Source organism: Actinomyces faecalis (genome assembly GCF_013184985.2).
In the GTDB taxonomy this organism is placed as follows: Bacteria; Actinomycetota; Actinomycetes; order Actinomycetales; family Actinomycetaceae; genus Actinomyces; species Actinomyces faecalis.
Window position 1 is genome coordinate 496,628 of the sequence record NZ_CP063418.1, and the last position, 24,698, is coordinate 521,325.

Annotated in this window: 23 protein-coding genes; 8 read left to right on the top strand and 15 right to left on the bottom strand. The window is 70.1% G+C overall.

Annotated features, from left to right (window positions below):
* Positions 1–67 precede the first annotated feature (67 nt).
* The 7 genes from HRL51_RS01970 to rfbA all read right to left on the bottom strand — a co-directional run bounded on the left by HRL51_RS01970 (position 68) and on the right by rfbA (position 6,637).
* A complete protein-coding gene (locus HRL51_RS01970) occupies positions 68–1,180 on the bottom strand; it encodes a glycosyltransferase family 4 protein (protein ID WP_172192241.1) in 1,113 nt (370 codons plus the stop codon).
* The gene (locus HRL51_RS01975) at positions 1,177–2,451 is read right to left on the bottom strand and encodes a lipopolysaccharide biosynthesis protein (protein ID WP_172192243.1); all 1,275 of its coding nucleotides are present in this window, start codon (positions 2,449–2,451) and stop codon (positions 1,177–1,179) included. The genes HRL51_RS01970 and HRL51_RS01975 overlap by 4 nt, the downstream gene beginning before the upstream one ends.
* Positions 2,448–3,323, bottom strand: a complete 876-nt coding sequence (locus HRL51_RS01980; RefSeq protein WP_172119757.1) for a LicD family protein — start codon at positions 3,321–3,323, stop codon at positions 2,448–2,450. Before HRL51_RS01980 ends, HRL51_RS01975 begins: the two co-directional genes overlap by 4 nt.
* A complete protein-coding gene (locus HRL51_RS01985; RefSeq protein WP_172192245.1) occupies positions 3,320–4,222 on the bottom strand; it encodes a LicD family protein in 903 nt (300 codons plus the stop codon). Before HRL51_RS01985 ends, HRL51_RS01980 begins: the two co-directional genes overlap by 4 nt.
* Positions 4,223–4,453: 231 nt before the next feature.
* Complete coding sequence (locus HRL51_RS01990; protein WP_172119755.1) at positions 4,454–4,906, bottom strand: DUF2304 domain-containing protein; 453 nt, start codon at positions 4,904–4,906, stop codon at positions 4,454–4,456.
* A 2-nt stretch (positions 4,907–4,908) separates the two neighbouring features.
* Positions 4,909–5,652, bottom strand: a complete 744-nt coding sequence (locus tag HRL51_RS01995) for a glycosyltransferase family 2 protein (RefSeq protein WP_172119754.1) — start codon at positions 5,650–5,652, stop codon at positions 4,909–4,911.
* Positions 5,653–5,764: 112 nt separating this feature from the next.
* Positions 5,765–6,637, bottom strand: coding sequence for a glucose-1-phosphate thymidylyltransferase RfbA (rfbA, locus tag HRL51_RS02000; protein ID WP_172192247.1), 873 nt, complete (start codon positions 6,635–6,637; stop codon positions 5,765–5,767).
* Positions 6,638–6,780: 143 nt separating this feature from the next.
* Here rfbA and manA point away from each other — a divergent pair, with 143 nt between their 5' ends.
* Positions 6,781–7,971, top strand: coding sequence for a mannose-6-phosphate isomerase, class I (manA, locus tag HRL51_RS02005; protein WP_172192249.1), 1,191 nt, complete (start codon positions 6,781–6,783; stop codon positions 7,969–7,971).
* A 32-nt stretch (positions 7,972–8,003) separates the two neighbouring features.
* Here manA and HRL51_RS02010 read toward each other — a convergent pair whose 3' ends face one another.
* On the bottom strand, positions 8,004–8,804 hold the full coding sequence (locus tag HRL51_RS02010) for a TIGR03089 family protein (protein ID WP_172192251.1): 801 nt from the start codon (positions 8,802–8,804) through the stop codon (positions 8,004–8,006).
* A 322-nt stretch (positions 8,805–9,126) separates the two neighbouring features.
* Between HRL51_RS02010 and HRL51_RS02015 the strand changes: the two genes are divergently transcribed.
* From HRL51_RS02015 to HRL51_RS02025, 3 genes are read left to right on the top strand one after another with little or no spacing between them, the layout of a single operon-like run.
* Positions 9,127–9,375, top strand: a complete 249-nt coding sequence (locus HRL51_RS02015; protein ID WP_244960260.1) for a WhiB family transcriptional regulator — start codon at positions 9,127–9,129, stop codon at positions 9,373–9,375.
* A 27-nt stretch (positions 9,376–9,402) separates the two neighbouring features.
* A complete protein-coding gene (locus HRL51_RS02020; RefSeq protein WP_172192253.1) occupies positions 9,403–13,488 on the top strand; it encodes a glycosyltransferase in 4,086 nt (1,361 codons plus the stop codon).
* On the top strand, positions 13,485–15,032 hold the full coding sequence (locus HRL51_RS02025; RefSeq protein WP_172192255.1) for a DUF5719 family protein: 1,548 nt from the start codon (positions 13,485–13,487) through the stop codon (positions 15,030–15,032). Before HRL51_RS02020 ends, HRL51_RS02025 begins: the two co-directional genes overlap by 4 nt.
* Positions 15,033–15,053: 21 nt before the next feature.
* Here HRL51_RS02025 and HRL51_RS02030 read toward each other — a convergent pair whose 3' ends face one another.
* Positions 15,054–15,509 (bottom strand): metallopeptidase family protein, encoded by a 456-nt coding sequence (locus HRL51_RS02030; RefSeq protein WP_244960213.1) that lies wholly within the window; start codon positions 15,507–15,509, stop codon positions 15,054–15,056.
* 131 nt (positions 15,510–15,640) lie between these two features.
* On the opposite strand from HRL51_RS02030, the gene HRL51_RS02035 reads away from it, so the two are divergent.
* Complete coding sequence (locus HRL51_RS02035; RefSeq protein WP_172119747.1) at positions 15,641–16,078, top strand: DUF3499 domain-containing protein; 438 nt, start codon at positions 15,641–15,643, stop codon at positions 16,076–16,078.
* 1 nt (position 16,079) lies between these two features.
* Positions 16,080–16,316, top strand: a complete 237-nt coding sequence (locus HRL51_RS02040) for a Trm112 family protein (protein ID WP_172192257.1) — start codon at positions 16,080–16,082, stop codon at positions 16,314–16,316.
* A 104-nt stretch (positions 16,317–16,420) separates the two neighbouring features.
* Here the strand turns inward: HRL51_RS02040 and HRL51_RS02045 are convergent, their stop codons facing one another.
* Positions 16,421–17,269, bottom strand: a complete 849-nt coding sequence (locus tag HRL51_RS02045) for an RDD family protein (RefSeq protein WP_172192259.1) — start codon at positions 17,267–17,269, stop codon at positions 16,421–16,423.
* Between the two features lie 14 nt (positions 17,270–17,283).
* Between HRL51_RS02045 and HRL51_RS02050 the strand changes: the two genes are divergently transcribed.
* Complete coding sequence (locus HRL51_RS02050; RefSeq protein WP_172192261.1) at positions 17,284–18,279, top strand: stage II sporulation protein M; 996 nt, start codon at positions 17,284–17,286, stop codon at positions 18,277–18,279.
* A gap of 5 nt (positions 18,280–18,284) precedes the next feature.
* Here the strand turns inward: HRL51_RS02050 and HRL51_RS02055 are convergent, their stop codons facing one another.
* The 5 genes from HRL51_RS02055 to HRL51_RS02075 form a co-directional block, all read right to left on the bottom strand.
* Positions 18,285–19,577, bottom strand: coding sequence for a DUF58 domain-containing protein (locus HRL51_RS02055; RefSeq protein WP_172119743.1), 1,293 nt, complete (start codon positions 19,575–19,577; stop codon positions 18,285–18,287).
* Between the two features lie 42 nt (positions 19,578–19,619).
* Positions 19,620–20,528 (bottom strand): AAA family ATPase, encoded by a 909-nt coding sequence (locus tag HRL51_RS02060; RefSeq protein WP_218957662.1) that lies wholly within the window; start codon positions 20,526–20,528, stop codon positions 19,620–19,622.
* 122 nt (positions 20,529–20,650) lie between these two features.
* Positions 20,651–21,892 (bottom strand): DUF4350 domain-containing protein, encoded by a 1,242-nt coding sequence (locus HRL51_RS02065; RefSeq protein ID WP_172192263.1) that lies wholly within the window; start codon positions 21,890–21,892, stop codon positions 20,651–20,653.
* Positions 21,889–22,548 (bottom strand): DUF4129 domain-containing protein, encoded by a 660-nt coding sequence (locus HRL51_RS02070; RefSeq protein ID WP_172192265.1) that lies wholly within the window; start codon positions 22,546–22,548, stop codon positions 21,889–21,891. The genes HRL51_RS02065 and HRL51_RS02070 overlap by 4 nt, the downstream gene beginning before the upstream one ends.
* Before the next feature lie 24 nt (positions 22,549–22,572).
* A complete protein-coding gene (locus HRL51_RS02075) occupies positions 22,573–23,841 on the bottom strand; it encodes a DUF7847 domain-containing protein (RefSeq protein WP_172192267.1) in 1,269 nt (422 codons plus the stop codon).
* A 159-nt stretch (positions 23,842–24,000) separates the two neighbouring features.
* Between HRL51_RS02075 and mtrA the strand changes: the two genes are divergently transcribed.
* Positions 24,001–24,684, top strand: a complete 684-nt coding sequence (gene mtrA, locus HRL51_RS02080) for an MtrAB system response regulator MtrA (protein WP_172192269.1) — start codon at positions 24,001–24,003, stop codon at positions 24,682–24,684.
* Positions 24,685–24,698: the final 14 nt, after the last annotated feature.

Here is a 24,698-nt window from a genome sequence, read left to right on the forward strand (position 1 = left end):
AGCGCGGCGCCGCGTGGCTGGAACCGGAGCTGGCCGGCAGGTGTGGCAGTCAGACGGAGACCCGCAATCAGTGGGTGGTCGCAAGGACGTCGTGGACGATCTGGCTGTACTGCCGCGCCCGTACCGGCCAGGTCCAAGGGGTGATGAGTTCCGGGGCTGCGGGCTTGGGCGGGCTGACCAGGAGCTCACGCAGTGTCGAGGTCAGGGACTCGCCCGTGCGCTCAGGGCAGATGGCTACAGGAGCGCCGGCCTCGCGTAGTAGCTGGGCACCCGGGACCTCAAAGGTCACCACCCTGCCTCCCTCCGCGATCGCCTCCAGGATCGTGGTCTGGAAGCCCTCGGAGAGCACAGTGGGGTTCACGAGAGTGGCCCCGTCAAGGCGCTTGCGCACCTGCGCCGCAGGCACTCGTCCGGGGATGTCGACGACGCTGCCCAGCCCCAGCTCGGCAGCCTGGCGTCGCGCCAGGGCAAGATCGGCGCCGTCGCCCAGCAGCTCGCCGTCGACCTCCAAGCCGCTGCGGCGCAGTGCCGCCACGGACTGGAGGAAAGTGTCCCAGCCCTTGCCGTCAACGACGCGCCCCACGAACACCAGGTGGGTGGGGCGATCGCTGTGGCGCCCAGTGCCCGCAGGCGGGGTGATCGCGTTGTAGAAGACTTCCGCCTCCACCCCGCTAAGGCGCGTGACGAAGTCTGCGGCCTGCGGGGAGACGGCCAGTACCCGGTCGGCATGGCGTAGGACGTAACGGCCCCAGGTCAGGTCCACCGACCGCGCCCCTGCTGCGATGACCGGGGAGCTTGAGGCCACGAACCCGCTGCCGTGCTCGGTGTGGATCACCGGGATGCCTGCACGCCGGGCGGCCCGCAGCCCCACCAGGCTCATGGGAAAGAAGCGGGTGTGAGTTGAGACCACCTCGATGCCCTCACGGGCCAGGTAGTCGGCGATGTGGTGGGTGGTGCCCAAGGAGGGGAAGCTGATGACCTCGGCAATGGGGAGGTGGGCGCCTCCGGTCAGGACACGCACACCGCCGTCGCGGCGAGAGGTGGGGGCGCCGTCGGGGGAGATCGTCAGAACGTGGACCGTGTGCCCCAGCTCCGCCAGTCCTTGGGCGAGGTTGTGGATATGGAGCTCAAGCCCGCCGCTGCGGGGAGGATAGGTGTTGGAGACGAACGCGATTCTCATCGCTGGTGTCCTTCCGCGGTGTTGAGCGTTCCGGGTGAGCCCTTCCGTGCCCTGCCGGCTACATAGATCGCCACTGCGAACAGGGCGGCCAGCAGCGTCATGGCTGCGGTGTAGGCAATGGACGCGCCCAGAAGACCCATGGCTGGGACCAGTGTGGCGCACAGGACGGTGATGACGGCGGCTGCTAGGAGGTAGGCGTAGAGGGCCAGGCGCTGGCACCTCATGGTGGCCAGCGCGTAGTAGAGGATGACCCCGGCAGAGTTCATCGCACCACCGGCCACCAGCACCATGAGCTCGGGGCGCATGCCGGAGACGTCCTGGCCGAACACCAGCTGCAGGATGGTAGGACCCGCTACGTAGGTAACGGCCGCGACGACGACGAAGGCCGCGAGGGTTGTGCGCAGGCCCCGATTGATCATCGCGGTGAATCCCCGCCAGTCTCCTGCCGTCCAGCGTGTGGCCATCCTCGTCAGCAGGGGACGGAAGACCAGCAGGGACAGCTGGTTGATCGCTACGGCGGGCATATAGATGATCGCGAAGTAACCCTGAGTGGCTGAGTCCAGAAAACGGTCGATGGCGTAGCGTGGTGCGTTAGCCAGGTACATGGCGATGAACAGGGCGATGAACAGGGGCAGGCACTCGATGAGCACCCGCGTGATGGCCCTGCGATCCCAGTGTGCTTTGAGCGGGAACAGGCGCCTGGCGGGGGGCAGGAAGGCCATGACCATCGCCACCAGCGAGGCTGCGAGCGTCACGCAGGTGGCCACCAGCAGGTCACCGGTGGCCAAGAGCAGCAGGCAGAAGACTCCCGCAGTCACCAGCGTGCGCAGGAAGCTCGCTCGGCCTCCGATGTCAAGGTGCCCTACCCTCTGGAACTCGCTGTAGAAGACATCCTCAAAGGCGTCAAAGAGGCGCAGGAAAGCCACCAGCATGATGAGCAGCCCCGCCTTGGCGTCGCTGCTCGAGACCACCGTGTAGACGATGATCCCCAGGATCATAAGCGCGACGGTGAGGATCCTGGTGGCCAGGTAGGTGCCGAAGGAGAACCTGTACTCCACGTCAGTGACGTGGTAGGTGCGGACCTCATACATCCCCAGGGTCTGGAACTGCTGCCCGACGGCGATGGCCAGGGCGTAGATGCCGGCAGCCTCGATCCCCGCCGAGTGCGAGACCACCGAGAGCATGACGACCAGTGACAGGGAGCCCGCCAGGGAGGCGGCTGAGTTCCACAGGTAGTCGCGTCCCAGCTGAGAGCGCTCCGAGCGGCTCACAGGGGATCGTCCCCGGTCTCGAAGGGGCCGAAGGTGATCCGGAAGGGCTGGTGATTGACTCGTTGCTCAGGGGGCGGTAGCTCCATGTAGTCCCCGTAGCCACGGCGCAGCACAGCGTCATAGGAACGGGGCAGATTGACCATGATGTCCTCAAAAGGCACGACGCGCGCGGGGAAGAGCTCAGAGCGTTCCACCACCCAGTGGGCTGGGTTGGCAGTGGAGTGGTCGGCCAGCACGGGGCCCTCCTGCCCCTCGAAACGGCGGGCCGTGCGCTCCCAACGCCGCTGTAGTGCCGCAGGCGTGACATGCAGGGCCCGCAGGCCCCAGTGGACGGCATGCATGATCGCCACCGCCGCCTGGCGCGCCGGGGTCGGCAAGGTCAGTGACGGATCGGGGGTCCCGCGCAGGAACAGCAGACGCCCCCACAACCAGGTGCCCCGGCACTGGCGCCGAAAGGCGGCGGAGTCAGAGGGGACGGTATCCAGGGGGAAGATATCCACTCCCAGGGGCATGACAAAGGGGCGTCGACGGGCTGCCTGTGAGACGAACTCGGTTCCCTCCATGCCCAGCACCGCGAAGGTCTGGGGGTAGCCGGGCACGGACCGCGGGTCGAGGAGCCGAAAGCCAGGACGCAGGTGGGCAGGAGCCAGCTCCAGGAATCGCTCGTAGTCCTCACGGGCCATACACACATCGGCGTCGTCGTCCCAGGGGATGAAGCCCTGGTGGCGCACCGCCCCGATAGCGGTGCCCCCGTAGACCGCGTACTCCAGGCCCAGCTGGGTGCAGACACGGTGCAGCTCAGCGAGAACCAGCGTGGTGGCACGCTGGACCCGGCGCAGGACCTTGGGATCGTGGTAGCCGGTGTGGGTCATTTGTGTCCCTCTCCGTCCCCGGGAGCCTCATCGACCCAGTGGGCGTAGGGGCCCAGGTCGATAAGGAAGGGCTCATGGTTGCGCTGGTGCTCCGGGTCGGGCAGCGTCATGTAGTCGCCGTAGCCGCGGTGCAGGAGCGCGTCGTAGGCACGGGGGACCTTGACGGTGATGTCCTCGAAGGGCATGTCGAGGGCAGGGTAGAGCTCCTCATGGGTGACTACCCAGTTCTCGGGGTCACGCATGGTGAAATCCGCCATCCGAGCGGTTGGAGTGTGCTCGTAACGCCTGACCGCTGCATCCCAGCGGCGCTGGAGGAAGCGTGGAGTCACACGCAGGGCGCGCATCCCCCAATGGGTCAGGGTGGTCGCAGTATGGATGGCCATGCGGGCCGGCTGGCTGACTCCGATGAGATAGGGGCGCGGTGTCCCGCACAGGAACAGCAGGCGCCCCCACAGCCAGCTGCGTCGGCTCATGGCCCTGAAGGCGGCGGGGTCATCCGGGATATTGTCCACCGGCAGGATGTCGACGAACATCGGCATCTGGTAGCGCGAGCTCTTGGCGAACTGAGGCACCATGAGGGTGCCTGGCAGGACCATCTTGGTGAACATGAACGGGAAGTGCGCGATGGTGCGGGTGTTGTCCAGACGGAACTGCGGGGCCAGGACGGCGGGGGCCTGCTCCAGGAAGCGTTCGTAGTCTGCTCGGGTCATCAGCACGTCAGCGTCGTCGTCCCAGGGGATGAAGCCCTGATGGCGTACCGCCCCGATGGCGGTGCCTCCGTAGACGGCATACTGGATGCCTAGCTCTCGGCACACCCGGTCGAGCTCCCCCAGGATCCGGGTGACGAGGACATGCACGCCGCGCAGGTTGCCAGACGCTGTGGAGGGGGGTGTGCTCATACACGGATCCCATCATTGTGATGCAGCGCTTGGGCTGCTGTGTGGTGTGAGGTGCGTCCCGCGGTCTTGACCGCGGACCTCGGGCTGGGCCGCCTTGAGGCCCCGGTGCGTTGAGCGGCACGCTGGCCAGGTCGCAGGTGCTGACGCCGGTGCCCGAGCATGAGTACCACAGGCACCCAGCATCCGGTGGTACAGGGGCGGGTCTGCTGCCCGACCGCAGCTGGTCCCATGCTAGTTGGCGCCCTCGGGTCTTGATGACTGCGGTGCTGGGCCGCGGACAGGCTGGCCCTCCTCGGTGCGGTCCGTGTGGTCCGCGTGATGTGCGCGGGTAGGGGTCAGCGGATCGGTGAGGCCGGCCTCGGTGACGACGAGGTTGAGGATGGCGATGTTCTCCGCCAGGACTCGTGTCTCGTCCTCCAGGCGGCTGATCTCCAGGGACAGGTGCAGCGTGACACCCAGGAGCAGGAAGATTGCGAGGGCGAACAAGAGGTTGGACGGCACCTGGACGCCCAGAAGACTGGCAAGTCCGCCTAGGAGGCCTGGGGCGAGAGCCAGGATGACGATGGCGAGCCCGACGACCACCCACAGCGCGGCGTACTTCTCTCGCAGCTTGCGTGAACGCAGCAGGCCGAGTACCAGGACGATGACGACCAGGGCGACCAGGATGACGACGATCTGTGCCATGGCTACATCTCGCCTTCCGGGCTGCTGACGTCACGCTTGAGCGGGCGGCGTGTCAGGGAGATGAACAGCGCGAACATCGAGCGGAACAGGTAGATCGCCGCCTTGGCCGGGTTGTTGGAAGGGGTTCCGGCTTGGCGGGGTCGCATCGACACCCCCACCTGTGTCACGCTGAGGCCCGAGCGGACAGCGATGACGAGGGAGTCGATGGTGTCGCCCAGGTACTCTGCCGGGAAGTAGCGGCAGTACTGATCGATCGCAGTGCGGTCTCCTGCCCTGAAGCCGCTGGTGACGTCTGTCAGGCGCGTGCGGCTGAGCCTGCCGACGATCGCTGCGAGCACCACCATGGCCCAGCGTCGTGGCCCGCGAGTCCTGTATGTCCCCACCTCGGCGAAGCGTGCACCGATCGAGATGTTGGCGCTGCGGAGCCCTGCAAGGACACGGTCGATGTCGCGAGGGTCGTGCTGGCCGTCAGCATCCACCTGGATAGCACGGTCGTAGTCAAAGCGACGGGCGAACTTGTACCCCGCACGCATCGCCCCGCCCACGCCCATGTTGTAGGGCAGGTCCAGGACCAGCGCGCCGGCCTGGCGGGCGACCGTGGCAGTACGGTCCGTGGAGCCGTCGTTGACCACGAGCAGGTCGTAGTCAGGAACTACCTCGTGCAGCTCTCGGATGGTACTTCCGATCGCCTCCTCCTCGTTCCACGCTGGCATGATGACCAACGTCCTGGGAGTCGTGGTCGACATGGGGCTCCTTGGTCGGGGGACGTAGCACGGGCAGTTTAGGCCCCGCCTCGCTGGTCGGGCGGGTTCGCTCGGTGCCAGGCTGGCACCGAGCGAACCCGCGACGGGGCGGAGGTCAGTGCCGCTCGCGCTCCAGCAGGTCCAGCAGGTACTGGCCGTAGCCGGACTTGACCAGGGGCTCGGCGCGCTGGCGCAGGCCGTCGTCGTCGATAAAGCCCATACGCCAGGCGATCTCCTCGGGGCACCCGATGTTGAGCCCCTGGCGGTGCTGGATGGTGCGGATGAAGCTCGTCGCGTCCGCCAGCGAGTCGAAGGTGCCGGTGTCCAGCCACGCGGTGCCGCGAGGGAGAACCTCGACCTCCAGCCGACCAGCCTCCAGGTAGATCCGGTTGACGTCGGTGATCTCGTACTCCCCGCGTGCAGAGGGCTGGAGGTTCTTGGCGATCTCCACCACGTCGTTGTCGTAGAAGTACAGGCCGGGAACGGCGTAGTCAGACTTAGGGTGAGCCGGCTTCTCCTCAATAGAGACGGCCTTGAAGTCGTGATCAAACTCCACCACGCCGTAGGCCGTGGGATCAGCCACCTGGTAGGCGTAGACCACGCCGCCGGCGGGATTGGTGTGGCGGCGCAGTCGCGTGCCCATGCCGGGGCCGTAGAAGATGTTGTCTCCCAGGACCAGCGCTGCCGGCTGGTCCCCGATGAAGTCCGCTCCCAGGACGAAGGCCTGTGCCAGGCCGTTGGGGACCTCCTGGACAGCGTAGGACAGGTTGACGCCCAGCTGGGAGCCGTCACCGAGCAGACGGTGGAAGGCGGGGGCGTCGTGCGGGGTGGTGATCACCAGGACGTCCTGGATACCCGCGAGCATGAGGGTGCTCAGGGGGTAGTAGACCATCGGCTTGTCGTAGACCGGTACGAGCTGCTTGGAGGTGCCGAGCGTGATGGGGTTAAGTCGCGTGCCGGAGCCGCCGGCCAGGATGATGCCTCGCATAGGGGCAAGTGTGACCTACTTTGGTCTGTTGTGGGGTCAGGCGCGGCCACAGGCCTCTGATCGGGACTGTGCCGGGTCTGGCGACGGGACGCAGACGCCCGCTGTGAGACCTTCCCATGCTGCTGTGGGCTAGCGTGGCCCTTATGGAGCGACTTGACGGCGCGCGTCAGCCCTATGAGTGGGGCTCGTGCACAGCGATCCCGCAGCTGCTCGGTACCAAGGGGGACGGGGCTCCTTGGGCTGAGCTGTGGTTTGGGGCTCACCCGGCTGGGCCTACCCGCCTGGCCTCCGGGGCCACCTTGGCTGCTCTTGTGGAGTCCTCGCCCGACCGGTTCCTGGGGGAGGACGTGGTACGGCGCTTTGGTCCGCAGCTCCCGTATCTGCTCAAGGTCATTGCCCCGGACAAGGCGTTGTCCCTCCAGGTCCACCCATCCCTCGCCCAGGCGCAGGAAGGGTATGAGCTGGAGAACCACGCTGGTATCCCCGCCACCTCACAGGTCCGGAATTACCGTGACTCCAACCACAAGCCGGAGATGGTCCTGGCGCTGGCTCAGTTTGAGGCGGTAGCCGGGTTCCGGGCGCCACGCCGGGCTGCCGAGGTCCTGAGCGGCCTGGACTCTGCGTTGGCGAGGCGTATACGTCGAGGACTGCGCCTCAACCCCACACGCTTCGGTATTCGACAGGTTTTTTCTGAGCTGGTATCTGCTGGAACGAGACCGTCAGCCGATGAGGTGAGGGAGCTTGTCGAGGAGCTTCGTCAACGCCTGGAAGCAGGGGCCTCGCCCTCGCGCCGAGTGGATGCCAACGCCCTGACCATGGCGCAGGCCTTCCCTGGTGACCCCGGCATTGCGGCAGCTCTCCTGCTCAACCCGGTCACGCTCCGGCCCGGAGAAGCGCTGTTCGTTCCGGCAGGGGCGGTCCACGCCTACATCTCTGGTCTGGGCGTGGAGATCATGGCCAACTCGGACAACGTCCTGAGGGCTGGGCTGACCTCAAAGCACATTGACGTCCCGGCCATGCTCGCCTGTGTCGACTACGTCGCGGCGCCACCGGTGCGCCCGGCGCCGGAGTACCTCTCGCGTGCCACCCGGGCCTACTACGCCCCGGTGGACGACTTTGAGCTCATGGTCACCACGATCGTCCCGGAGGACGACCGGCTGGCGCTCCCCGGGCGCGGACCGAGGATCTTGCTGGCAACCGAGGGGACCACTACGGCCACGACCTCAGCGGGTAGCGCTGAGCTGACCGCTGGTCAGGCGCTGTTTATTGGCGCCGACGAACGCACCTTGTGGCTTGAAGGCCGTGGGACGGTCATTCAGGCAGACGTGCCCTAGGGTGAGGGACGTCAACAGCGGGGTCGACGAGCTCATTCGCGCGCGGCTCGCTCCTGACGGGCCGCGGTAGCCACGAGGGCCTCGTCGGCCTCGGGTGCCACGAGCACGGCCGTGCGGCCGGCGCGCCAGGCGGCGAGGACGGCCAGCAGCGCCGTAGCGCTCGCGGACTCCTGGATGAGGGCAGCCGGCCCTGCCTCACCAGTCAGCCGGGCCGCCTCCCGTGCGAGCTCCTGCCGGCTGAGCGTCACCCAGGTCGAGTTGCCCTCAGTCTCGTTCCCGACGGCGTCGTCCACCTGGGGGACGCGCCACGCGTCCAGCTCGTGGCGGTCCAGGGTGAGCGCAGGGTCCTCAGGGCGGGCTGCTACTGGCCGGAAGGAGTCCGCGTAGGTCATGACGTCAGCGACGCCGTCGAGCACGAGCGGCGGCAGCTCCTGCCCCACCGAGCCGCTGCCCTCCTCGCCCTCCCAGCGCACCGCCAGCGGCGCGCGCGGCACGAGGACCTGGGCCTCGGCCGTGGGGTCGAGCCTGTCAGGTGTGAAGGCGACGGAGACGTCAGCCGGCGCGTGGTCCTCACCCGTCACCACGCAGCCGCCAGCCAGCCATGTTCCCAGGCACCAGGTGACCGTCCGCCAGGTTGGCTCCATCGCGAGCCTCATACGGGGCGCCGTCCCCGCCTCCGCCTCAAGAAGGCCTGCTGTCTTGGCCGCCCACATGGCCAGCACGTGCCCAGTCAGCTCCACCCGCTCGCCGGGCGCGTACCACACCAGCCAGGGCCGGTCGGAGTCGGATGCCTGGGGGAGCAGAGGCAGGAGCGGATCGGTGGAAGCAGCCATGCACGGCATTCAACCTGACGCAGCGGCCACGATCCAGACGCTTGGTTGGCGTCCGGGTGCCCAGGCCGGTGTGGAGGAGGGGCGGCCAATGGGTGGCCAGGTCCGGCACATGCGTCTCACAGACCGAGCAGTGAGGTACACCTAAGGCCCGAGGCCGGTGATTGGTGAAGTCGGCTACTCGGCTTGACGGACCCTGCCTACACCCGTGTAATTTCAGCCGTAGAACTGTGAGCCATTCGGAAGGGACGCCATCGTGTGGAACATCCTCGGAGACGGTCCGCTGCAGCGGACCGACGAGGCCGACGACGCGGCTCTTCGTCTCATCTTCGGTGGCGATGAGGTCGACGACGGCCCTCTTGCCTGGCAGGAGCGCGCCCTGTGCGCGCAGACGGACCCGGAGGCCTTCTTCCCTGAGAAGGGGGGATCCACCCGTGAGGCCAAGCGCGTGTGCGCGACCTGCGAGGTCCGCGAGGAGTGCCTGGAGTACGCCCTGGCCAATGACGAGCGCTTCGGTATCTGGGGCGGCCTGTCCGAGCGTGAGCGTCGCAAGCTCAAGCGGCGCGCCGTCTGATCCTGGCCGGATGGTTGTGACTCAGCGATGACGTCGGCGGTCTCCGCCTCCGCAGCTCACGCCTCCACGCCTGACCTGACAACTCTCGCGGTCGTCGTGACGTGCGGGGTGACTCCCTACCTGCCCGAGACCCTCCGTGCTGTGGCCTGCCAGACCGTAGCGCCGGGGGTCGTCCTCGTGGTGGACGCGGCCTCGCGTGACAACGGCCTGGGGGACGGCACCCCGGTTGAGGAGGCGGTTGACGCCTCCGGGCTCGATGCCGTCGCGGACGTGCGCATCGTCCGGACCCCCGAGGTACCGACCTTCGTCGCCGCTGTGCGTGCCGGCCTGCTGCGGTACGCCGAGCTGCTGGAGCAGGGCAACCGTCGTCGCGCCCCGCGCGGTTCACGAGCCACCGGCACCTCATGGCCGACGACGTCGCTGGCCACGGGTCAGGGCCTGCACCACGACACGACCTCAGGGCACGGCCAGCTCACTGGCCCAGTCGGAAGCATGTCCCCGATCACCCACGCCGAGCACCGTGCTCATGCCGCGGTCATGGACGCCTCCACCGCCTCCCAGGACTCCTGGCTCTGGCTCCTGCACGACGACTCCGCTCCTGAGCCGCAGTGCCTGGAGCGGCTGCTCAGCGTGGTAGCGAACGCCCGGTCAGTAGCGATGGCAGGACCCAAGCAGGTCGACTGGGACCACCCGGACCAGCTGCTGGAGGTCGGCCTGCGCACGACGGCTGCCGCCAGGCGCGCCAATGACGTCGTCGACGGTGAGATCGACCAGGGTCAGCACGACGACCGCAGCGACGTGCTGGCTGTTGGCACGGCCGGTGCCCTGGTTGACCGCGCGGTCTGGGCATCCTTGAGTGCTGTGGCCGATGACGTCTCCGTCTTCGCTGACGGCCTCACCGTCTCCCGTGCCCTGCGTCTGGAAGGACGGCGTGTCGTCGTCGTCCCACGTGCTGTCGTGCGCCACCGTCGAGCCTCCTACCTGGGTCTGCGGACCGCGGGCGCTCCTGACGGCGGGGCGAAGGCCGTCGCAGGGCACCGCCCCGCAGCGGTCAAGGACGCTGGCCGCCCCGTCGCTACCGAGCCTGAGCCCGACGCCGACGCCTCCTTCCGTGCGCGACGCGTCGCCCAGCTGCGCTCCTGGGCCGCCTTCTCCTCCCGTCCGCTGCCCCTCCTGCTGCTGTGGTTCCTCGTGCTCGGACTCGGACGCAGCGCGTGGCGGCTGCTGACCAAGGACCCGGCACTGGCACGCGACGAGCTCGCGGCAGCGGCCTTGACGCTGCGCTCGGCGCGGCTGCTGCGCCGGGACCGACGGCGCCTGGGCGCACGAGCCACCGTCTCGCGCTCGGTCCTGGCCGAGCTCTACCTGCCGGCGTCCGAGATCCGCGCCGCACGCCGTGACCGCGCCCGCCAGACCCGCGAGCGTGCCGCTCGTGCGGCGGCTCCCAGCGAGCTGGAGCTGCGCGAGCTGGCAGGGCTGGCCAGACGCCGTCGTCGGGTCCTCGGGACGGTCGTGGTGCTCACCGGCGTCCTGGCGCTCGCTGCTACCTCGCACGTGCTCACCACCCGTGCCGTGACCGGTGGCGCCCTGGCCTCGCTGGACTCTGGATGGCGAGAGCTGTGGGACGCGGCCTGGAGCACGTGGAACAAGGCGGGAGACGGCTACGCCGGCACGCTCAGCCCCTTCCTGGCTGTGCTTGCGCTTCCTCTGGCCCTGGTCCAGGCACTGGGCGTCAGCGGTGACCTGGCGGTCCACGTGCTGCTCGTGGTCTGCCTGCCCCTGGCGGCTGTAGGCGCCTGGTACGCCGCAGGCGCCCTCACCCGACGGACGAGTCTGCGCGCGTGGGCGGCGTTGGTGTGGGCCACGGCCCCCACGTTGCTCCTGGCCCTGGGCCAGGGGCGCCTGGCTCCGCTCCTGGTCCACCTCGTCCTGCCGTGGGCGGCGACCGCGCTCGCCCGAGCGGTCGGTGCTGATCGTCGCGACGTCATCCTCTCCGGCCTGGTCGGTGCCCACCACGTCTCTGAGGCTGAGCGCGCAGAGCTCGACCGCTTCGCCTCAGAGACCATCGAGTCCCTCGCCCGCCTGGACGAGGAGGCAGACCGGGAACAGGGCCGGCCTGCACCTGCGTCGGATCAGCCCGCCTCGACGGCGCCAGAGCCGGGGGCGGAGGAGGACACCGGAGGCAGGCGCGCCGTCGACGCTGCTCAGTCGGGCGCCACCGGCGCCCTGGTAGGTGCCGAGGACGCTGGTGACGACGCGGACAGCGACGGGGACGCCCCTGCACCAGGCTCACTGCCGTCGCAGCATCAGGACCTCTCCCACGGTCCCGTCGATGACGACCCGGCCACCCCCGTGCTTGATGACGCCCAGGGAGTGATCGTCTCCGCCCGAACCAGCCGTGGTGCAGCGGTCCGTGCCGCCGCGACCGAGCAGTACGGTAACGGCTCGCCCACGGCGGCTGCCGTGGCCGGTCTCCTGCTCAGCCTCGTCGTGGCCGCCTCACCAGCACTGGCCCTGGTGATCGTGCCGGCGCTGGTCCTGCTCGCTCTCGCCTCGCCCAAGCGTCTGCTGCGCCTGACGCTCACCATCCTGCCCGTGGCCGCTACGGCGCTGCCGGCGCTGTGGCACGCTGCCCGCGTCGCTCGGGAGCTGGGCGGGGCCAGCGCGTGGCGTGAGGGACTGCGCTACCTGTTGACCGAGCCAGGGAACCCCGTCGCTGCGACGGCACCTGACGGCCTGGAGCTGGCCCTCGGCCTGCCGGTCTCGTTGGGCGCCTTGACGCAGGGATCGGCGCACGGCGCGATCGCCGGTGTCGTGCTCGTCATCGCTCTGGCGGTCCTGCCGGTCCTGGCTCTGGGCGGTCTGGTGGCCCGTGGACCTCGCGGGCACCGTGCCCGCTCCGGGGTCCTGCTCGCCGTGGGCGGCCTCCTGCTCGCCGCCCTGGCGGTACGGCACGTCACCGCCGTCGGCACTGCGGTGGACGGGACAGGCTCACTGCTCGTGACCGGGTGGCCCGGGGCCGGGCTCAGCCTCATGACGGCGGGCCTGCTCGCCTCGGCCCTGGCCGGCGCCGACGCCGCACGCGCCACCCTGGTACGTCACCACTTCGGCTGGCGCCACCTGTCCGTGGCCGGTCTCGGCTGCGCGGCGCTCCTGGCGCCCTTCGTCCTGGGGGCGGCGTGGGCCGCCGCCTCGATCAGCTCCAGCGGCGCCGGTTCCCAGGCGCAGGCCATGGCCTTGCGGCCGGCCTCGCAGCAGGTTCCCGTTATTGCCGCGGAGATAGAGCAGTCGGCTTCCGCTGGGCGTGTCCTGGTGCTCACCTCCACCCCGGAGGGTATGAGCGTGAGCCTGTGGCGTGGTGAGGGGACCCGGCTGCTGGACACGACCCCGGACGTCCTGTCCGCGCAGCTGCGTAGCCGGTTGGCGGGCACCGGCCCCGAGGTCCTTAACGCCTCCCTGCGCCCGGGCTCTCAGGCGGCTGCCAGCGAGGCTGCGGTGTCACACGGTACGGAGCTGGTCTTCCTCGACCTGAGTGACGCCGCCGACCAGGACCTCGCTGACGTCGTCGCGCGGGCCGTGGGCGGGCAGGACGAGGACGTGGCCGATGACCTCGCCCGCCACGGCGTCGCTGTCGTCCTGCTGACGGAGCGCTCTGGCGACGAGGCCACGGCCAGCGCCCGGGCAGGGCTGGAGGCGACGCCGGGGCTGGAGTCGCTGGCTCAGACCTCTGTCGGTGTGTCCTGGAGGGTCGGTCCCTCTCAGGCTCAGGAGGTCGCCCGCGTCCTTCTGGTGGACTCTGAGGGCACGGGCACCACGGTCCCTGACGTGGCGGAGGCTCAGGTCGCGGCCTCAGGCAGTGAGCGCACCCTGGTCCTGGCTGAGCGCGCCAGTGAGGGCTGGAGCGCGAGCGTGGGCGGGACCACCTTGGAGCCGGTGGCACCGTCCGGCTCGGACTGGCGCCAGGCCTTCGCCGTCCCGGCAGGCGTCTGTGGGCCGTTGACTCTCACGCACGCCTCACCGCTGGCCATGACAGCGACCCGCGTCATCTGGGTGGTGTGGGCGCTGACCGCGCTGGCCGCGCTGCCCCTGCGCCGGAGGAGGAGCGTGCGATGAGATCTCCTCGTGCCTTCGTGCGACGCGGCACCGCGCTCCTGGCAGGGGCCGCGCTCCTTGCCGGCGCAGCCGGTGCCACCTGGTGGGCCACGCTGACCCCGACCGCCGTCCAGGCGCAGGTCGGGGCGATCAGCGTGCCTGCGCCCGCCACGGAGTCGGTCTACGCCTGCCCGGCCGGCCCCGGTAACTCTGTGGGAGCAGTCGACCTGGGACAGACGAGCTCGGCCACCTCGATCACGGTCCTGGGGCAAGGGGCACGTGCCACCTACCAGGACACGCGGCTGGAGGAGACCGCGCTGTCCACCCGCGACGCAGAGGGCGGCGTCCTCGCGGTCACGCCCTCTGCGGACTCTGACGCCTGGGCGACCGGACTCGTGACCACCTCGACCGCCTCAGGCGACCTGCGAGGCCTGACCGCTGCTGCCTGCGCCCCGGCCTCGGCGGTGTCCTGGATCGTGGGTGGCTCAGCGGCGCTGGGTTCCTCCTCCGAGCTGCGCCTGGTCAACCCGGGCCGGACCACGGTCACGGCGACCGTCACCCTCTACGGCTCAACCGGTCCGCTCACCCTGCCCTCGGGTGGCCAGGTCGCGGTAGCCGCCGGTGGGTCGTCCTCGATCCTCCTGGAGTCCGCGCGCTCCGCTGACGCCCGGCTGGCCGTCTCCGTGGAGGCGGACGGCGGGATGCTGATCCCCTCCCTGGTCACTGAGTCGCTCGACGGCGAGACCCCGGCCGGAACGGACGTGCTGACCGCGGGAGCCGCTCCTGCTACTGAGCTTCTCGTTCCGGGCGTCGTGCTCGAGGACGTCTCTGGAGCAGGAGCGCAGGACCCGGCCGACGTCAGTGACTCCTCTGGCTCCTCGGCCGGCGGTGGTGACAGCGGGCAGGGCCGGGACGCGCCCGTCCTGCGGGTCGTCAACCCGTCTGACGCCGAGGCCTCGGTCTCCGTGACGATGATCGGTACCGACGGCGAGAAGGAGCTGCCCGGAGCAGGCTCGCTCGTGGTCGACCCGGGCGCGGTCTTCGACGTCAGCCTGACCGGGCTGGAGCCTGGCGCCTACGGCATCCGCCTGACCTCCTCTCAGCCGGTCACTGCCGCAGCGAGGCTGGTGCGGACCGCGGGGGAGTACCCGGCAGGCTCGGGCACGAGCGTGCGGGACGTGGCCTGGGTCCAGGCGCAGGACGCCGCCGTCGTGGCCGACGGGGCACTGACCGTGCCGGTGCCGGGGCAGGACCTGACCTCTACGCTCGTACTGACCAACCCCGGCCAGGACGCCACCACGGTCACGCTGGCTGCAGCATCCGGGGCGGGGTACCAGGACGTGACGGTGCCCGCCGGCCAGACGGTGAGCATGGAGCTGGACTCAGACACGCTTCCTCAGGGCAGTGGGACGCTCGTCCTCTCTGCCCCACGAGGATCACAGGTTCGAGCGGCAGCGGTGCTGACTCAGAAGGTGTCAGGTGACATGGCGGGCACGCTGGTCGCCGTCGTCCCGCCTGTGGCCGACGTCGCCGCCACCTCAGCGCGTGCCCTCCAGCTGCGCTGAGCGCGTCCCGCCCCTGCAGACCTAGGCGCCGAAGGCGGTGGGGTCGATGTCCTCCGGGCGGCGTCCGAGCATCTGGGCCACCTGCTCGACGACGACCTGCCGTACGAGCTCAACCAGCTCCTCCTCGCCGTCGGCCCGGGAGGAGACCGGCTGGCGGTAGATGATGATGCGGGACGGAAGACCTGCGCGGGGCTCAGCGGAGAACCCCCGTCCCAGGACCACGCCGCGCTCCCACGGCGCAGGGTCAGAGGGCGGGACCTCCTCGACGGCGAGCTGGATGGTCTTGACCACCGGCCAGCGTCGGGAGAGGTCCTCCGCCGCCGTGGCCACCATCTCGTCAAACTTCTCGGCACGTGTGCGCCAGGCGGGCAGGTGGGGCGGTAGCAGCGGTCCGCGCAGCCCGCGACCGTGGCGGTCGCGCCTGCGTGCCGGCGCAGCAGGACTCCCAGCAGGCTCGGGGACAGGGTGGAAGATCACGGCCCAACCCTACGAGCGATCCGGAGGGAGCTCCGCACGCCCGTCGTGGCGGCGTGCTCGTCCTGCGTGAGACCGTGACCTGACCGAGTGGCGCTGCCAGCACACCGTGGCCGGCGCGGTAGCCTGCGACGGTGAGAACCGTCAGAAGCTGCCGCAGGCCCGGTTGCGAGAGTCCCGCCGTCGCGACGCTGACGAGTGTCTACGCCGACTCCACGATCGTCCTCGGTCCGCTGGCGACTGAGCGCCAGCCCGAGGCGTACGACCTGTGCGAGAAGCACGTGGAGTCCTTCACCGCCCCGCGCGGCTGGCAGGTCATCCGGCTGGCAGCCAGCTTCGAGCCCGCGCCTCCCAGCGAGGACGACCTCCTGGCCCTGGCTGACGCCGTCCGTGACGCCTCGAGGCACCAGCGTCCGCGGCCTCAGCCCGCTGAGCGCTCTGGCCGGCCCGGAGGGATCCTGCCGGCCTCGCTCACCCAGGCTCCGTCGTCGGAGGCCTTGCCTGAGATGGACGGGTCCGAGATCATGCGCCGTGGGCACCTGCGGGTGCTTCGCGGCCAGAAGGAGGACTGAGATGACGACGCAGGCATGGCACAGCGCCGCCGGCGTACTTGATGAGGTGGCCCCACAGGTCCGCGAGGCTCTGCGCTGCCCGGTCACAGGTGAGGAGCTGGTCGAGGTCCGCGGGACGAGTGGTGAGCCCGGGCTGGCCTCGCGTGGTGCCGGCCTCGTCTACCCGGTGCGTGACGGCGTCCCGGTGCTCCTGGTCCACGAGGGAGTACCTTGGAGGGGTGACAGCGTGCCCGGGTGAGGGCCACTGTCTCATCTGTCTTATCGCTTTCGCCTCTGAACAGTCGCTTCCATAGCGGCCTGCATTGAAACCGACTGTTCAGGAGCGAAAACGACGCGAGGTTGTTAGCTCATGCCGTAAGGGAGCTGCTCGGAGCGCTTGAGCTCGTGCGCCTCCAGGGCACGGTCGGCCAGCGCCATCTCCAGCTCGCGATCACGGCGCTCGCACAGGACCGCTGCCAGGAAGCGCTCGGGATGCGTGCCTGGCGGCGGAGGCGCGACGTACTGCGAGACCTGGGCGGCCAGCTCTGTACCCACGCGGGCCCGGGCCTCGGGCGCCAGGGTCGAGGTACGCTGGAGGAAGGTCCGTCCAGCCAGCGCCAACGGGCCCGGAAGCGCGCGCATGTCAGCCTGAGCAGCCCACTGCGCCAGCTCGGGCGGCATCAGCAGCGGAGGCGCGCTCAGCGCTCCCGAGCGGGTGGAGACCACGTAGGTGCCAGCCAGAAGGTCGCCCAGCCTCTTGCCGCGCCTTGTCACGACGCACGACGCGACGGCGATACCGCCGAACGTCCCCCAGACCTCGATCGATCCCACCAGCGCACGTACCAGGGCGTGACGCAGCCGGACCGCGCCGCCGTCGTCGCGCACCACGCGCGTGCCCGTGACCATGCGACCTGGGCTGCGGCCGCGTGACAAGGTCTCGACCGCTACCGGCACGAGAACCATCCACGCCAGCAGGATCAAGGACATGAGCACGGAGCCGGAAAGGGTCGGTCCGCTCAGCTGCGTGCTGACGGTCATCCAGGTGAGCAGCGACAGAACTGCGCCCATGAGGTACAGGGAGTAGTCGATGAGCCCGGACAGGATGCGCGTCCCCACGGCGACGGAGGTGACCTCCAGCGCCACAGCCTCCCCGATGACGACACGCTCGGGAACCATCATCCGTTCGGAGGAGGTGTCGCTCAACCACGTCATGCCACACTCCTTTCGTGGATATCGACGCCTTCAGCGTGGCCCACCGTGATCAGTGGGAGCGCCTGGACCGCCTTGTCGCCGCGCCGCGTCTGGACGGTGCCCAGGTTGACGAGCTCGTCACGCTGTACCGCAGCGCGGCTCGTGACCTGTCGCGGATCCGTACCGGTGCGCCGGACCCGCAGCTGCTGGCAGAGATGTCGACCCGGGTGGCTGCCGCCCGCGGTCGCGTCAACGGCACCCGCGAGCTGCGAGGCAGCGACCTGAGGCGTTTTGCCACGGCCAGCGTGCCCGCCGCGCTCTACCGGCTGCGCTGGTGGACGATCGGCGTCACCCTGGTCGAGGTGACGATCGCCGTCGTCGCCGGCCTGTGGACCCTGCGCGATCCAGCCGCCATGGCGGCACTGGGCAGCCCCTCGGAGCTGGACGCCTACGCGCACCAGTCCTTCGAGTCCTACTACTCCACCTACGCCGCACCGACCTTCGCCTCGATAGTGTGGACCAACAACGCCCGGATCGCGGCCCTGAGCGTGGCTGGAGGCATCACGGGAGTGCTTCCCGGCTACATGCTCGTGGCCAACGCCGTCAACGTGGGTCAGGCGGGGGCCGTCATGGCTGACCACGGCATGCTCGGCCTGTTCCTCGCGCTCATCTCGCCCCACGGCCTGCTGGAGCTGACCTGCATCTTCATCGCCGGTGCAGCAGGGCTCAAGCTCTTCTGGACGATGCTCGTGCCGGGTCCCCGGCCCCGCTCGGTGGCCCTGGCCCAGGAGGGGCGCGCCCTCATCACCGTCGCGGTGGGGCTGACCGCTGCGCTGGCGGTGGCGGGCCTCATCGAGGCCTTCGTGACTCCCGCACCGGTTCCCTGGGCCCTGAAGATCACGGTCGGCGCGCTCGCGCTCGCCGTGCTGTGGGCCTACACCCTGGGCCTGGGGCGTCGTGCTGTGGCGGCCGGGCACAGTGGTGACCTCGCGGTCGAGGACGCGGGGGAGAGCACGCTTCAGACAGGCTGAGACGCTCATAGCCGTCCTGCCGCCTTGAGCGCGAGGTAGGAGTCGGCCAGAGCCGGTGCCAGGCCCTCGGCCTGGGCCTCGACCACCTCGATGCCGGCGCGACGCAGCCGCTCGCGCGAGACCTGGAGGTCGGCCAGGTCCCGCTCGGCCGCAGCCGCCACGTAGACCGTCTCGCCGTCCTCGCGCTGGCGGCGCAGCTGCTCCAGCTCAGGGTCTGAGGCTGAGGCGAGCAGGACCGTGTGCTCGCGGGCGAGCGTACCCAGCGCACGCAGCATCCCGGCGTCAGTGCCGGCGCCGTCCAGCGCGGTCAGCACGACGACGAGGGCGTGCTGCGACAGGATCGAGCCAACAGCCTGAGCCATCGCCGTCCAGTCGGTCTCGCTCAGCTCGGGCGTCACCGGTGCGAGCGCGTCGGCCAGCGTGCTCATCAGGGCAGGCCCGGACTGGCCGCGGACCTGGACCCCTGTGCGCTCGCTCATCGTGAGCACGTCTACGCGGTCGCCGGCCTTGGAGGCCAGCGCGCTGAGCAGCAGGCAGGCCTCGATCTGAGCGTCCAGACGAGGCTCGTCGCCCAGACGGGCCGCTGAGAGCCTGCCGGTGTCGACGACGAGGAGGACCCGGCGGTCACGCTCCGGGCGCCAGGTGCGCACGACGACCTCGCCGCGCCGGGCCGTGGACCGCCAGTCGATGGACCGCACGTCGTCGCCGACCACGTACTCGCGCAGCGAGTCGAACTCGGTCCCTGCGCCACGCACCATGACGGCGCTGCGCCCGTCCATCTCCCGGAGCCGGGCCAGCCGGCTAGGTAGGTGACGCCGCGAGGAGAAGGCCGGCAGCACGCGCACCCGGGCCGGACAGTGCAGGGAGGCCTGACGCCCTGCCAGCCCCAGCGGACCCCTGGAGCGGACGGTGACGAGGTCCGCCCTACGGTCACCGCGACGGGTGGGGGTCAGCACGGTGCGATGACGGCGTCGCTCGCCGGCCGGCACCTCCATGCGCGCACGCTCGTGGCTGGCTCCGGCGGAGGGGGGCCAGGCGTCACGTACCTCCAGGTGAGCCCGAACGTGACCGGTGTTGGCAAGCGTGAGGGTCGTCGTCGTCGACTCACCCAGCCGGACGGATCGGGCGACTGCCCGCTCGACCCGCAGGCTGCGCGGTGAGGCGGCGCAGAGCACGTCGATGAGCACGAGCAGACCCACCAGGACGCACCAGCCGACCACGGTCAGCGGCCGGGGGGCGAGCAGGACCGCGATGCAGCCCAGCGCCGTCGCCCACACGCTGCGGGTGGTCAGGTACATCGCTCCTCCTGTAGGACTGGTCGACGTGGTCAGGGCGGAAGGTCAGCGCGGCACGGGGACGGCGCGCAGGACGCCGGAGATGACGGACTCGGTGGTCACGCCCTCCATCTCCGCCTCGGCCCGCAGCTGGACGCGGTGACGCAGGGCCGGGACCGCCAGCGCCTTGACGTCGTCCGGGGTCACGAAGGACCGCCCGGACAGCCACGCCCAGGCTCGCGCTGCCGCCAGGAGCGCCGTCGCCCCGCGCGGGGACACGCCCAGCGCCAGGCTGGGGGCCTGACGGGTGGCTCGCACGAGGTCGACGACGTAGGCCAGCAGCTCGGGGGAGGCGCCGACCGTGCGGACCTGCTCACGAGCCTCGGCGAGGTCGTCCGGTGAGGCGACGGCCTGCAGCCCGGCTGCCACCAGGTCACGGGGATCGAACCCGGAGGCATGCCGGGTCAGGACCTCGACCTCCTGGGCGCGCTCGGGAAGCGGCAGGACGAGCTTGAGCAGGAAGCGGTCGAGCTGCGCCTCCGGCAGGGGGTAGGTGCCCTCGTACTCCACGGGGTTCTGGGTGGCGACCACCATGAAGGGGTCGGGAAGGTGCCGGGGTGCGCCGTCGATCGAGACCTGCCGCTCCTCCATGGCCTCAAGCAGCGCGGCCTGGGTCTTGGGCGGGGTTCGGTTGATCTCGTCAGCCAGGAGCAGGTTGGTGAAGACCGGTCCCGGGCGGAAGGAGAACTCGGCCGTGCGGGCGTCGTAGACGAGGGAGCCGGTGACGTCGCCAGGCATGAGGTCCGGGGTGAACTGGACGCGCTTGGTCTCCACGTCCATGGCCTGGGCAAGGCTGCGCACGAGCAGGGTCTTGGCGACACCGGGCACGCCCTCCAGCAGGACGTGCCCGCCGGCGAGCATGGCGATGACCAGGCCGGTGACGGCGGCGTCCTGGCCCACCACGGCCTTGCTCATCTCTGAGCGCAGCGCGACCAGGCGCTCGCGCGGGTCTCGCGGGTGCTCGTGAGCCTGGTCCTGTGGCGAGGAGGCAGGAGTGGTGGGGTCCGAGGGCGTCAGGCCGTAGGAGCTGGAAGCTGTCATCGTTGGGAGACCTCGTTCTCGATGCGGTCAAGATGGGTGGCTAGGTCCGCCAGGGACCTGTTGCTGTCTGGGGTCGGGCCGTACAGGAGGTGCGCGATCGCGCGCTCCGGGTACCCGGTGGCTGCCGCGACCGCCTGGGTCAGGGCGCCGGCGTCGGCTGAGGCCGGCACCCCCAGGCGGTGCCCGAGCCGGCGGGCGGTACCGGCGCGTAGCGCCCTGGCCGCACGACGTCGGTCCTTGGCCTGGCGGTAGAGACGGCCTCGGCCCCGGGTCGTCTCGGTGGCCCGCACCAGGACGGGCAGGTCCTCGGCAACGAGGCGACCGAACCGACGGCCCCGTACCAGGGCGAGCACACCGAGCGCGATCAGCGCCTGCAGCCCCGCGACGGAGAACCAGGCCGGTACGGCACGCGGGTTCCACACCGAGGTCGGCACGTGCTGGGAGCCGTCCAGCCACAGCAGTGTCTCGTGGTGGCCCAGCGCACGCACGCTCAGCGCCGCGTTGCCGGCAGTGGTGAGCTGGTTGTTGGTCGCGACCGAGGCGTCCGCGATCACTCTCAGCGTCCCTCCGCCGGACAGGGGAGCGACGACGTAGGAGTAGCCGCCGGTGTCCTCGACAGGGAAGCAGGTAACCACCTCGCCGGAGGCGGCGCCCGGGGCGCTGCTGCTGACTCCGACGGATCCCTTGCTCCCTTGCAGCGTCCGGGCGGCCTGGGCGTCGGGGTCAGCGCACTGTGGTGTGAGGAGCCTGTCCGGGCCGGCGGAGGCGCCGCTGGGGACCAGGTCGGTCAGTCCCGTCAGGTCCTCGTAGGTCGAGCCGATGACCGTGACGTCAGCGCCGCTGGCGGCCAGGGCGCTACGCTCGGCCTCCGTGAGGCTACCGGGGTGGATGAGGGCGACCGTCACCTGCGGCCCCTGAGCGGAGCCACGGTCCGTCACGAGGCTCACGGCCTCGTGGACCGAGCTCGCCTTCCGGACGTCGACTCCCTGGTCGCGAAGAAGGGCTGCCAGGGCCTGAGCGCCCGTGCCCCGGGGGTTGTCGACGGCCAGCGGCGTGCTGGAGACCGGCGGGCGCAGGAGAGCGGTAGCCAGCGTCACGCCGAGAAAGACAGCCAGGGTCATCAGGAGCGGACGCCAGCGCCGCAGCCGGGCGCCCATGCGCTCCCCAGCCACCTGGTCGCTGGAAGGGGCGGCTGTGGTGGGGGTACCGGCAGGGGCCGGGGGCGTCGTCGTGCTCACGAGACAGCCTCCCTGGCCGAGGCAGGACGAACCTGAGCGATGTCGCTCGCCAGCTGCCGCATCCACTCGTCCTGGGCGGCGGTGGAGACCACCTCGCCGTAACGCACCGAGTCGAACAGGTCAGCAGCCCTGCTCAGCTCAGGTCCTAGGGACCCCAGGGCCGCTACGGAGACCGCTGCGGCCTCGTGCGCCGTCATCCCGGGGTAGTCCTCAATGAGGCCGCGCTCGTCCAGGGAACGGATGATGGCACGGAAGCGCTCGACGACGGCGGTCGTCCAGTCGCCCGCCTGGGCGGCCTCGTTGGCGGCCCGGGTCAGCGTGGCCGCGTCGCGCTCGTCGTCGAACAGGGACGCGCTCGCGCGCCGTGAGCGGCTGGCGAGGGTGAACCGTCTCGCCAGGAGGATCAGCAGCGCCAGCAGGACCGCGACGGCGAGAGCCACGATGAGGAAGGACAGCCAGGCTGGCGCACCGGGGACGACCTGGCTGAGCCTGAGGTGCTCGACGAGCCACTCCCAGACCTGGGCCAGCAGGCTGGGGCGCTCGTGGTAGACGGGCTTGGACAGCTCCCGGACAGCAGCCTGACGCGCCTCCTCGGCCTCAGGAGTCGCAGGTACGTCAGCGGCGAGCGCGTGTGCGAGCACGAGCGGGGACGTCATGGCAGTCCGGTTCCGGGTGGCGGCTCAGGCGGCTGCAGCCTGGCGCAGCTCGACGTCCAGGCCCTCTCGGCGCATGCGCAGGTCGATGTAGGTCAGGGCCGTCACGGCTGCGGAGAAGGGCATGACGACGGCGCTGAGCAGGGCCCCGAGAAGCGCCGACAGCGCGGTGAGAAGGGCGAAGGCGCCCAGGACGGTGCCGAGGACGGTCGTGAGGGTCCCGACCACCCCGCTGACGACGGACAGCGCCACGTTGGCGATGATCGCCGCCAGGGCGAGCACGCCGAGAACCCGCCAGAAACCCTGACGTGTCAGCTCCCACGAACGACTGATCGCCGTGATGACCCCGACGTTCTCCAGGACGAGTACGGCCGGGGCCATGGACACGCGCACCCACAGGAAGACTGTGGCGGCCAGGGTCGCCAGCGTCATGATGACGATCGCCAGCACAGCGAGCACGGTCGTGCCGGTCGAGCGCGAGGCTCCCGCGCTGCCGAACATCCCGAACGCCGCCAGGATCGTGACAGTCGAGCCGACGGCGAGCACTCCGTAGACGATGAATGAGGTCAGCAGCGACTGGCAGATCAGGGCCCACACGCGTGAGCGGGTGCGCTGCCAGACCTCGCCGGGGGTGGCCAGCCGGCCTAGGACCGAGCGGGAGACCACGACGATGAGCAGGCCGGTCAGCACCGTGCCAGCCAGGGACATCATGACCGCTGTGACCACGGAGCCAGCCACGGACCCGAGCGTGAACACCGGGGACAGTCCCGCCGCGGCCTCGGAGCCGTCTGCAGCCAGGGAGTCAAGATCGGACGCGGACAGCGACAGCAACGAGTCCAGCTGGCGCGAGGAGAGGAAGGTCAGCAGGGCCGAGAGCACCCCGAGCACGGACATCACCACGAGCGCAGGGACGAACATCGCCCTGGGATTGGCTCGCAGCGACTCGAAGGCGCCGGTGATGATCTCGCCGATGCTCAGGGGGCGCAGCGGCACGATGCCGGGTTTGGGAGCCAGGAGGAAGCCTCCGGGGCCCGAGGTGCCGGGCGCGCCGTACGGGTTGCCTGAGCCGCCGTACCACTGCTGCCCCGTAGCGGCTGCGTCCTGGACCTGACCGTAGGTGTAGCCGGGCTGGCCGGGCTCTGGCTGGACAGGCCGGCCAGCAGGCACCGTGCCGTAGGTGCCGAAACGAGGCTGAGGACGTGGAGAGGACTGGGGCTCCTGCTGTGAGGGCTCCCGGTTCTCCTCCTCGCCGGTACCGGCCGACGGTGACTGCCACGGAGTCTGGTCACTGGTCATGGCCACATGCTCGCACGTGGTCCGCCTGCTCGCCCTCCGCCCACAGGAGGAGTTCCTTGCCCGCTCCGGCCGCGCCCAGGGATGAGGAGGACTGGTCCTGACGGTCCTGACACGGGAAACCGGCTGTGGGATCGGCGTGGGCGTGCCAGGATATGAGGCATGACGACCCGGATCCTCGTCGTCGATGACGACGCCGCCCTGGCAGAGATGATCGGCATCATGCTCGAGTCCGAGCACTATGAGCCCTTCTTCTGCGCTGACGGTGCCCAGGCGCTGAGCCGCTTCCGCGAGGTCCGACCGCATCTGGTCCTCCTCGACCTCATGCTGCCAGGGCTGGACGGGGTCGAGATCTGCCGACTCGTCCGCGCCGAGTCTGACGTCCCTGTCATCATGCTCACCGCCCGTACCGACACCCAGGACGTCGTGGCCGGGCTGGAGGCCGGGGCGGACGACTACGTGACCAAGCCTTTCAAGTCCAAGGAGCTGCTGGCTCGGGTGCGTACGCGGCTGCGCCGCGGGACCGAGGCCGGGGCCGTGGAGCACGTGCGGGTGGGCGACGTCGACATCGACGTCCTGGGCCACCGCGTGACCCGCGACGGGGCCGTCATCGCGCTCACGCCCCTGGAGTTCGACCTCCTCCTGACCCTGGCCCGGACACCGTCCAAGGCCTTCTCGCGCGAGGAGCTGCTGGCCCGGGTGTGGGGCTATCAGCACGCCGCTGACACGCGGCTGGTCAACGTCCACGTCCAGCGCCTGCGTTCCAAGGTCGAGCGGGATCCTGAGCACCCCGTCATCGTCGTCACCGTGCGCGGCGTGGGGTACCGGGCTGGCGACCCCAGGTGAGCGGGAGGCAGCCG

Excerpts from the sequence above, each read along its gene's own strand:
- HRL51_RS01970 (WP_172192241.1), bottom strand. The coding sequence starts at position 1,180 with ATGAGAATCGCGTTCGTCTCCAACACCTATCCTCCCCGCAGCGGCGGG.
- HRL51_RS01980 (WP_172119757.1), bottom strand. The coding sequence starts at position 3,323 with ATGACCCACACCGGCTACCACGATCCCAAGGTCCTGCGCCGGGTCCAG.
- HRL51_RS01985 (WP_172192245.1), bottom strand. The coding sequence starts at position 4,222 with ATGAGCACACCCCCCTCCACAGCGTCTGGCAACCTGCGCGGCGTGCAT.
- HRL51_RS01990 (WP_172119755.1), bottom strand. The coding sequence starts at position 4,906 with ATGGCACAGATCGTCGTCATCCTGGTCGCCCTGGTCGTCATCGTCCTG.
- HRL51_RS01995 (WP_172119754.1), bottom strand. The coding sequence starts at position 5,652 with ATGTCGACCACGACTCCCAGGACGTTGGTCATCATGCCAGCGTGGAAC.
- rfbA (WP_172192247.1), bottom strand. The coding sequence starts at position 6,637 with ATGCGAGGCATCATCCTGGCCGGCGGCTCCGGCACGCGACTTAACCCC.
- manA (WP_172192249.1), top strand. The coding sequence starts at position 6,781 with ATGGAGCGACTTGACGGCGCGCGTCAGCCCTATGAGTGGGGCTCGTGC.
- HRL51_RS02010 (WP_172192251.1), bottom strand. The coding sequence starts at position 8,804 with ATGGCTGCTTCCACCGATCCGCTCCTGCCTCTGCTCCCCCAGGCATCC.
- HRL51_RS02020 (WP_172192253.1), top strand. The coding sequence starts at position 9,403 with ATGACGTCGGCGGTCTCCGCCTCCGCAGCTCACGCCTCCACGCCTGAC.
- HRL51_RS02025 (WP_172192255.1), top strand. The coding sequence starts at position 13,485 with ATGAGATCTCCTCGTGCCTTCGTGCGACGCGGCACCGCGCTCCTGGCA.
- HRL51_RS02040 (WP_172192257.1), top strand. The coding sequence starts at position 16,080 with ATGACGACGCAGGCATGGCACAGCGCCGCCGGCGTACTTGATGAGGTG.
- HRL51_RS02045 (WP_172192259.1), bottom strand. The coding sequence starts at position 17,269 with ATGACGTGGTTGAGCGACACCTCCTCCGAACGGATGATGGTTCCCGAG.
- HRL51_RS02055 (WP_172119743.1), bottom strand. The coding sequence starts at position 19,577 with ATGTACCTGACCACCCGCAGCGTGTGGGCGACGGCGCTGGGCTGCATC.
- HRL51_RS02060 (WP_218957662.1), bottom strand. The coding sequence starts at position 20,528 with ATGAGCAAGGCCGTGGTGGGCCAGGACGCCGCCGTCACCGGCCTGGTC.
- HRL51_RS02070 (WP_172192265.1), bottom strand. The coding sequence starts at position 22,548 with ATGACGTCCCCGCTCGTGCTCGCACACGCGCTCGCCGCTGACGTACCT.
- HRL51_RS02075 (WP_172192267.1), bottom strand. The coding sequence starts at position 23,841 with ATGACCAGTGACCAGACTCCGTGGCAGTCACCGTCGGCCGGTACCGGC.
- mtrA (WP_172192269.1), top strand. The coding sequence starts at position 24,001 with ATGACGACCCGGATCCTCGTCGTCGATGACGACGCCGCCCTGGCAGAG.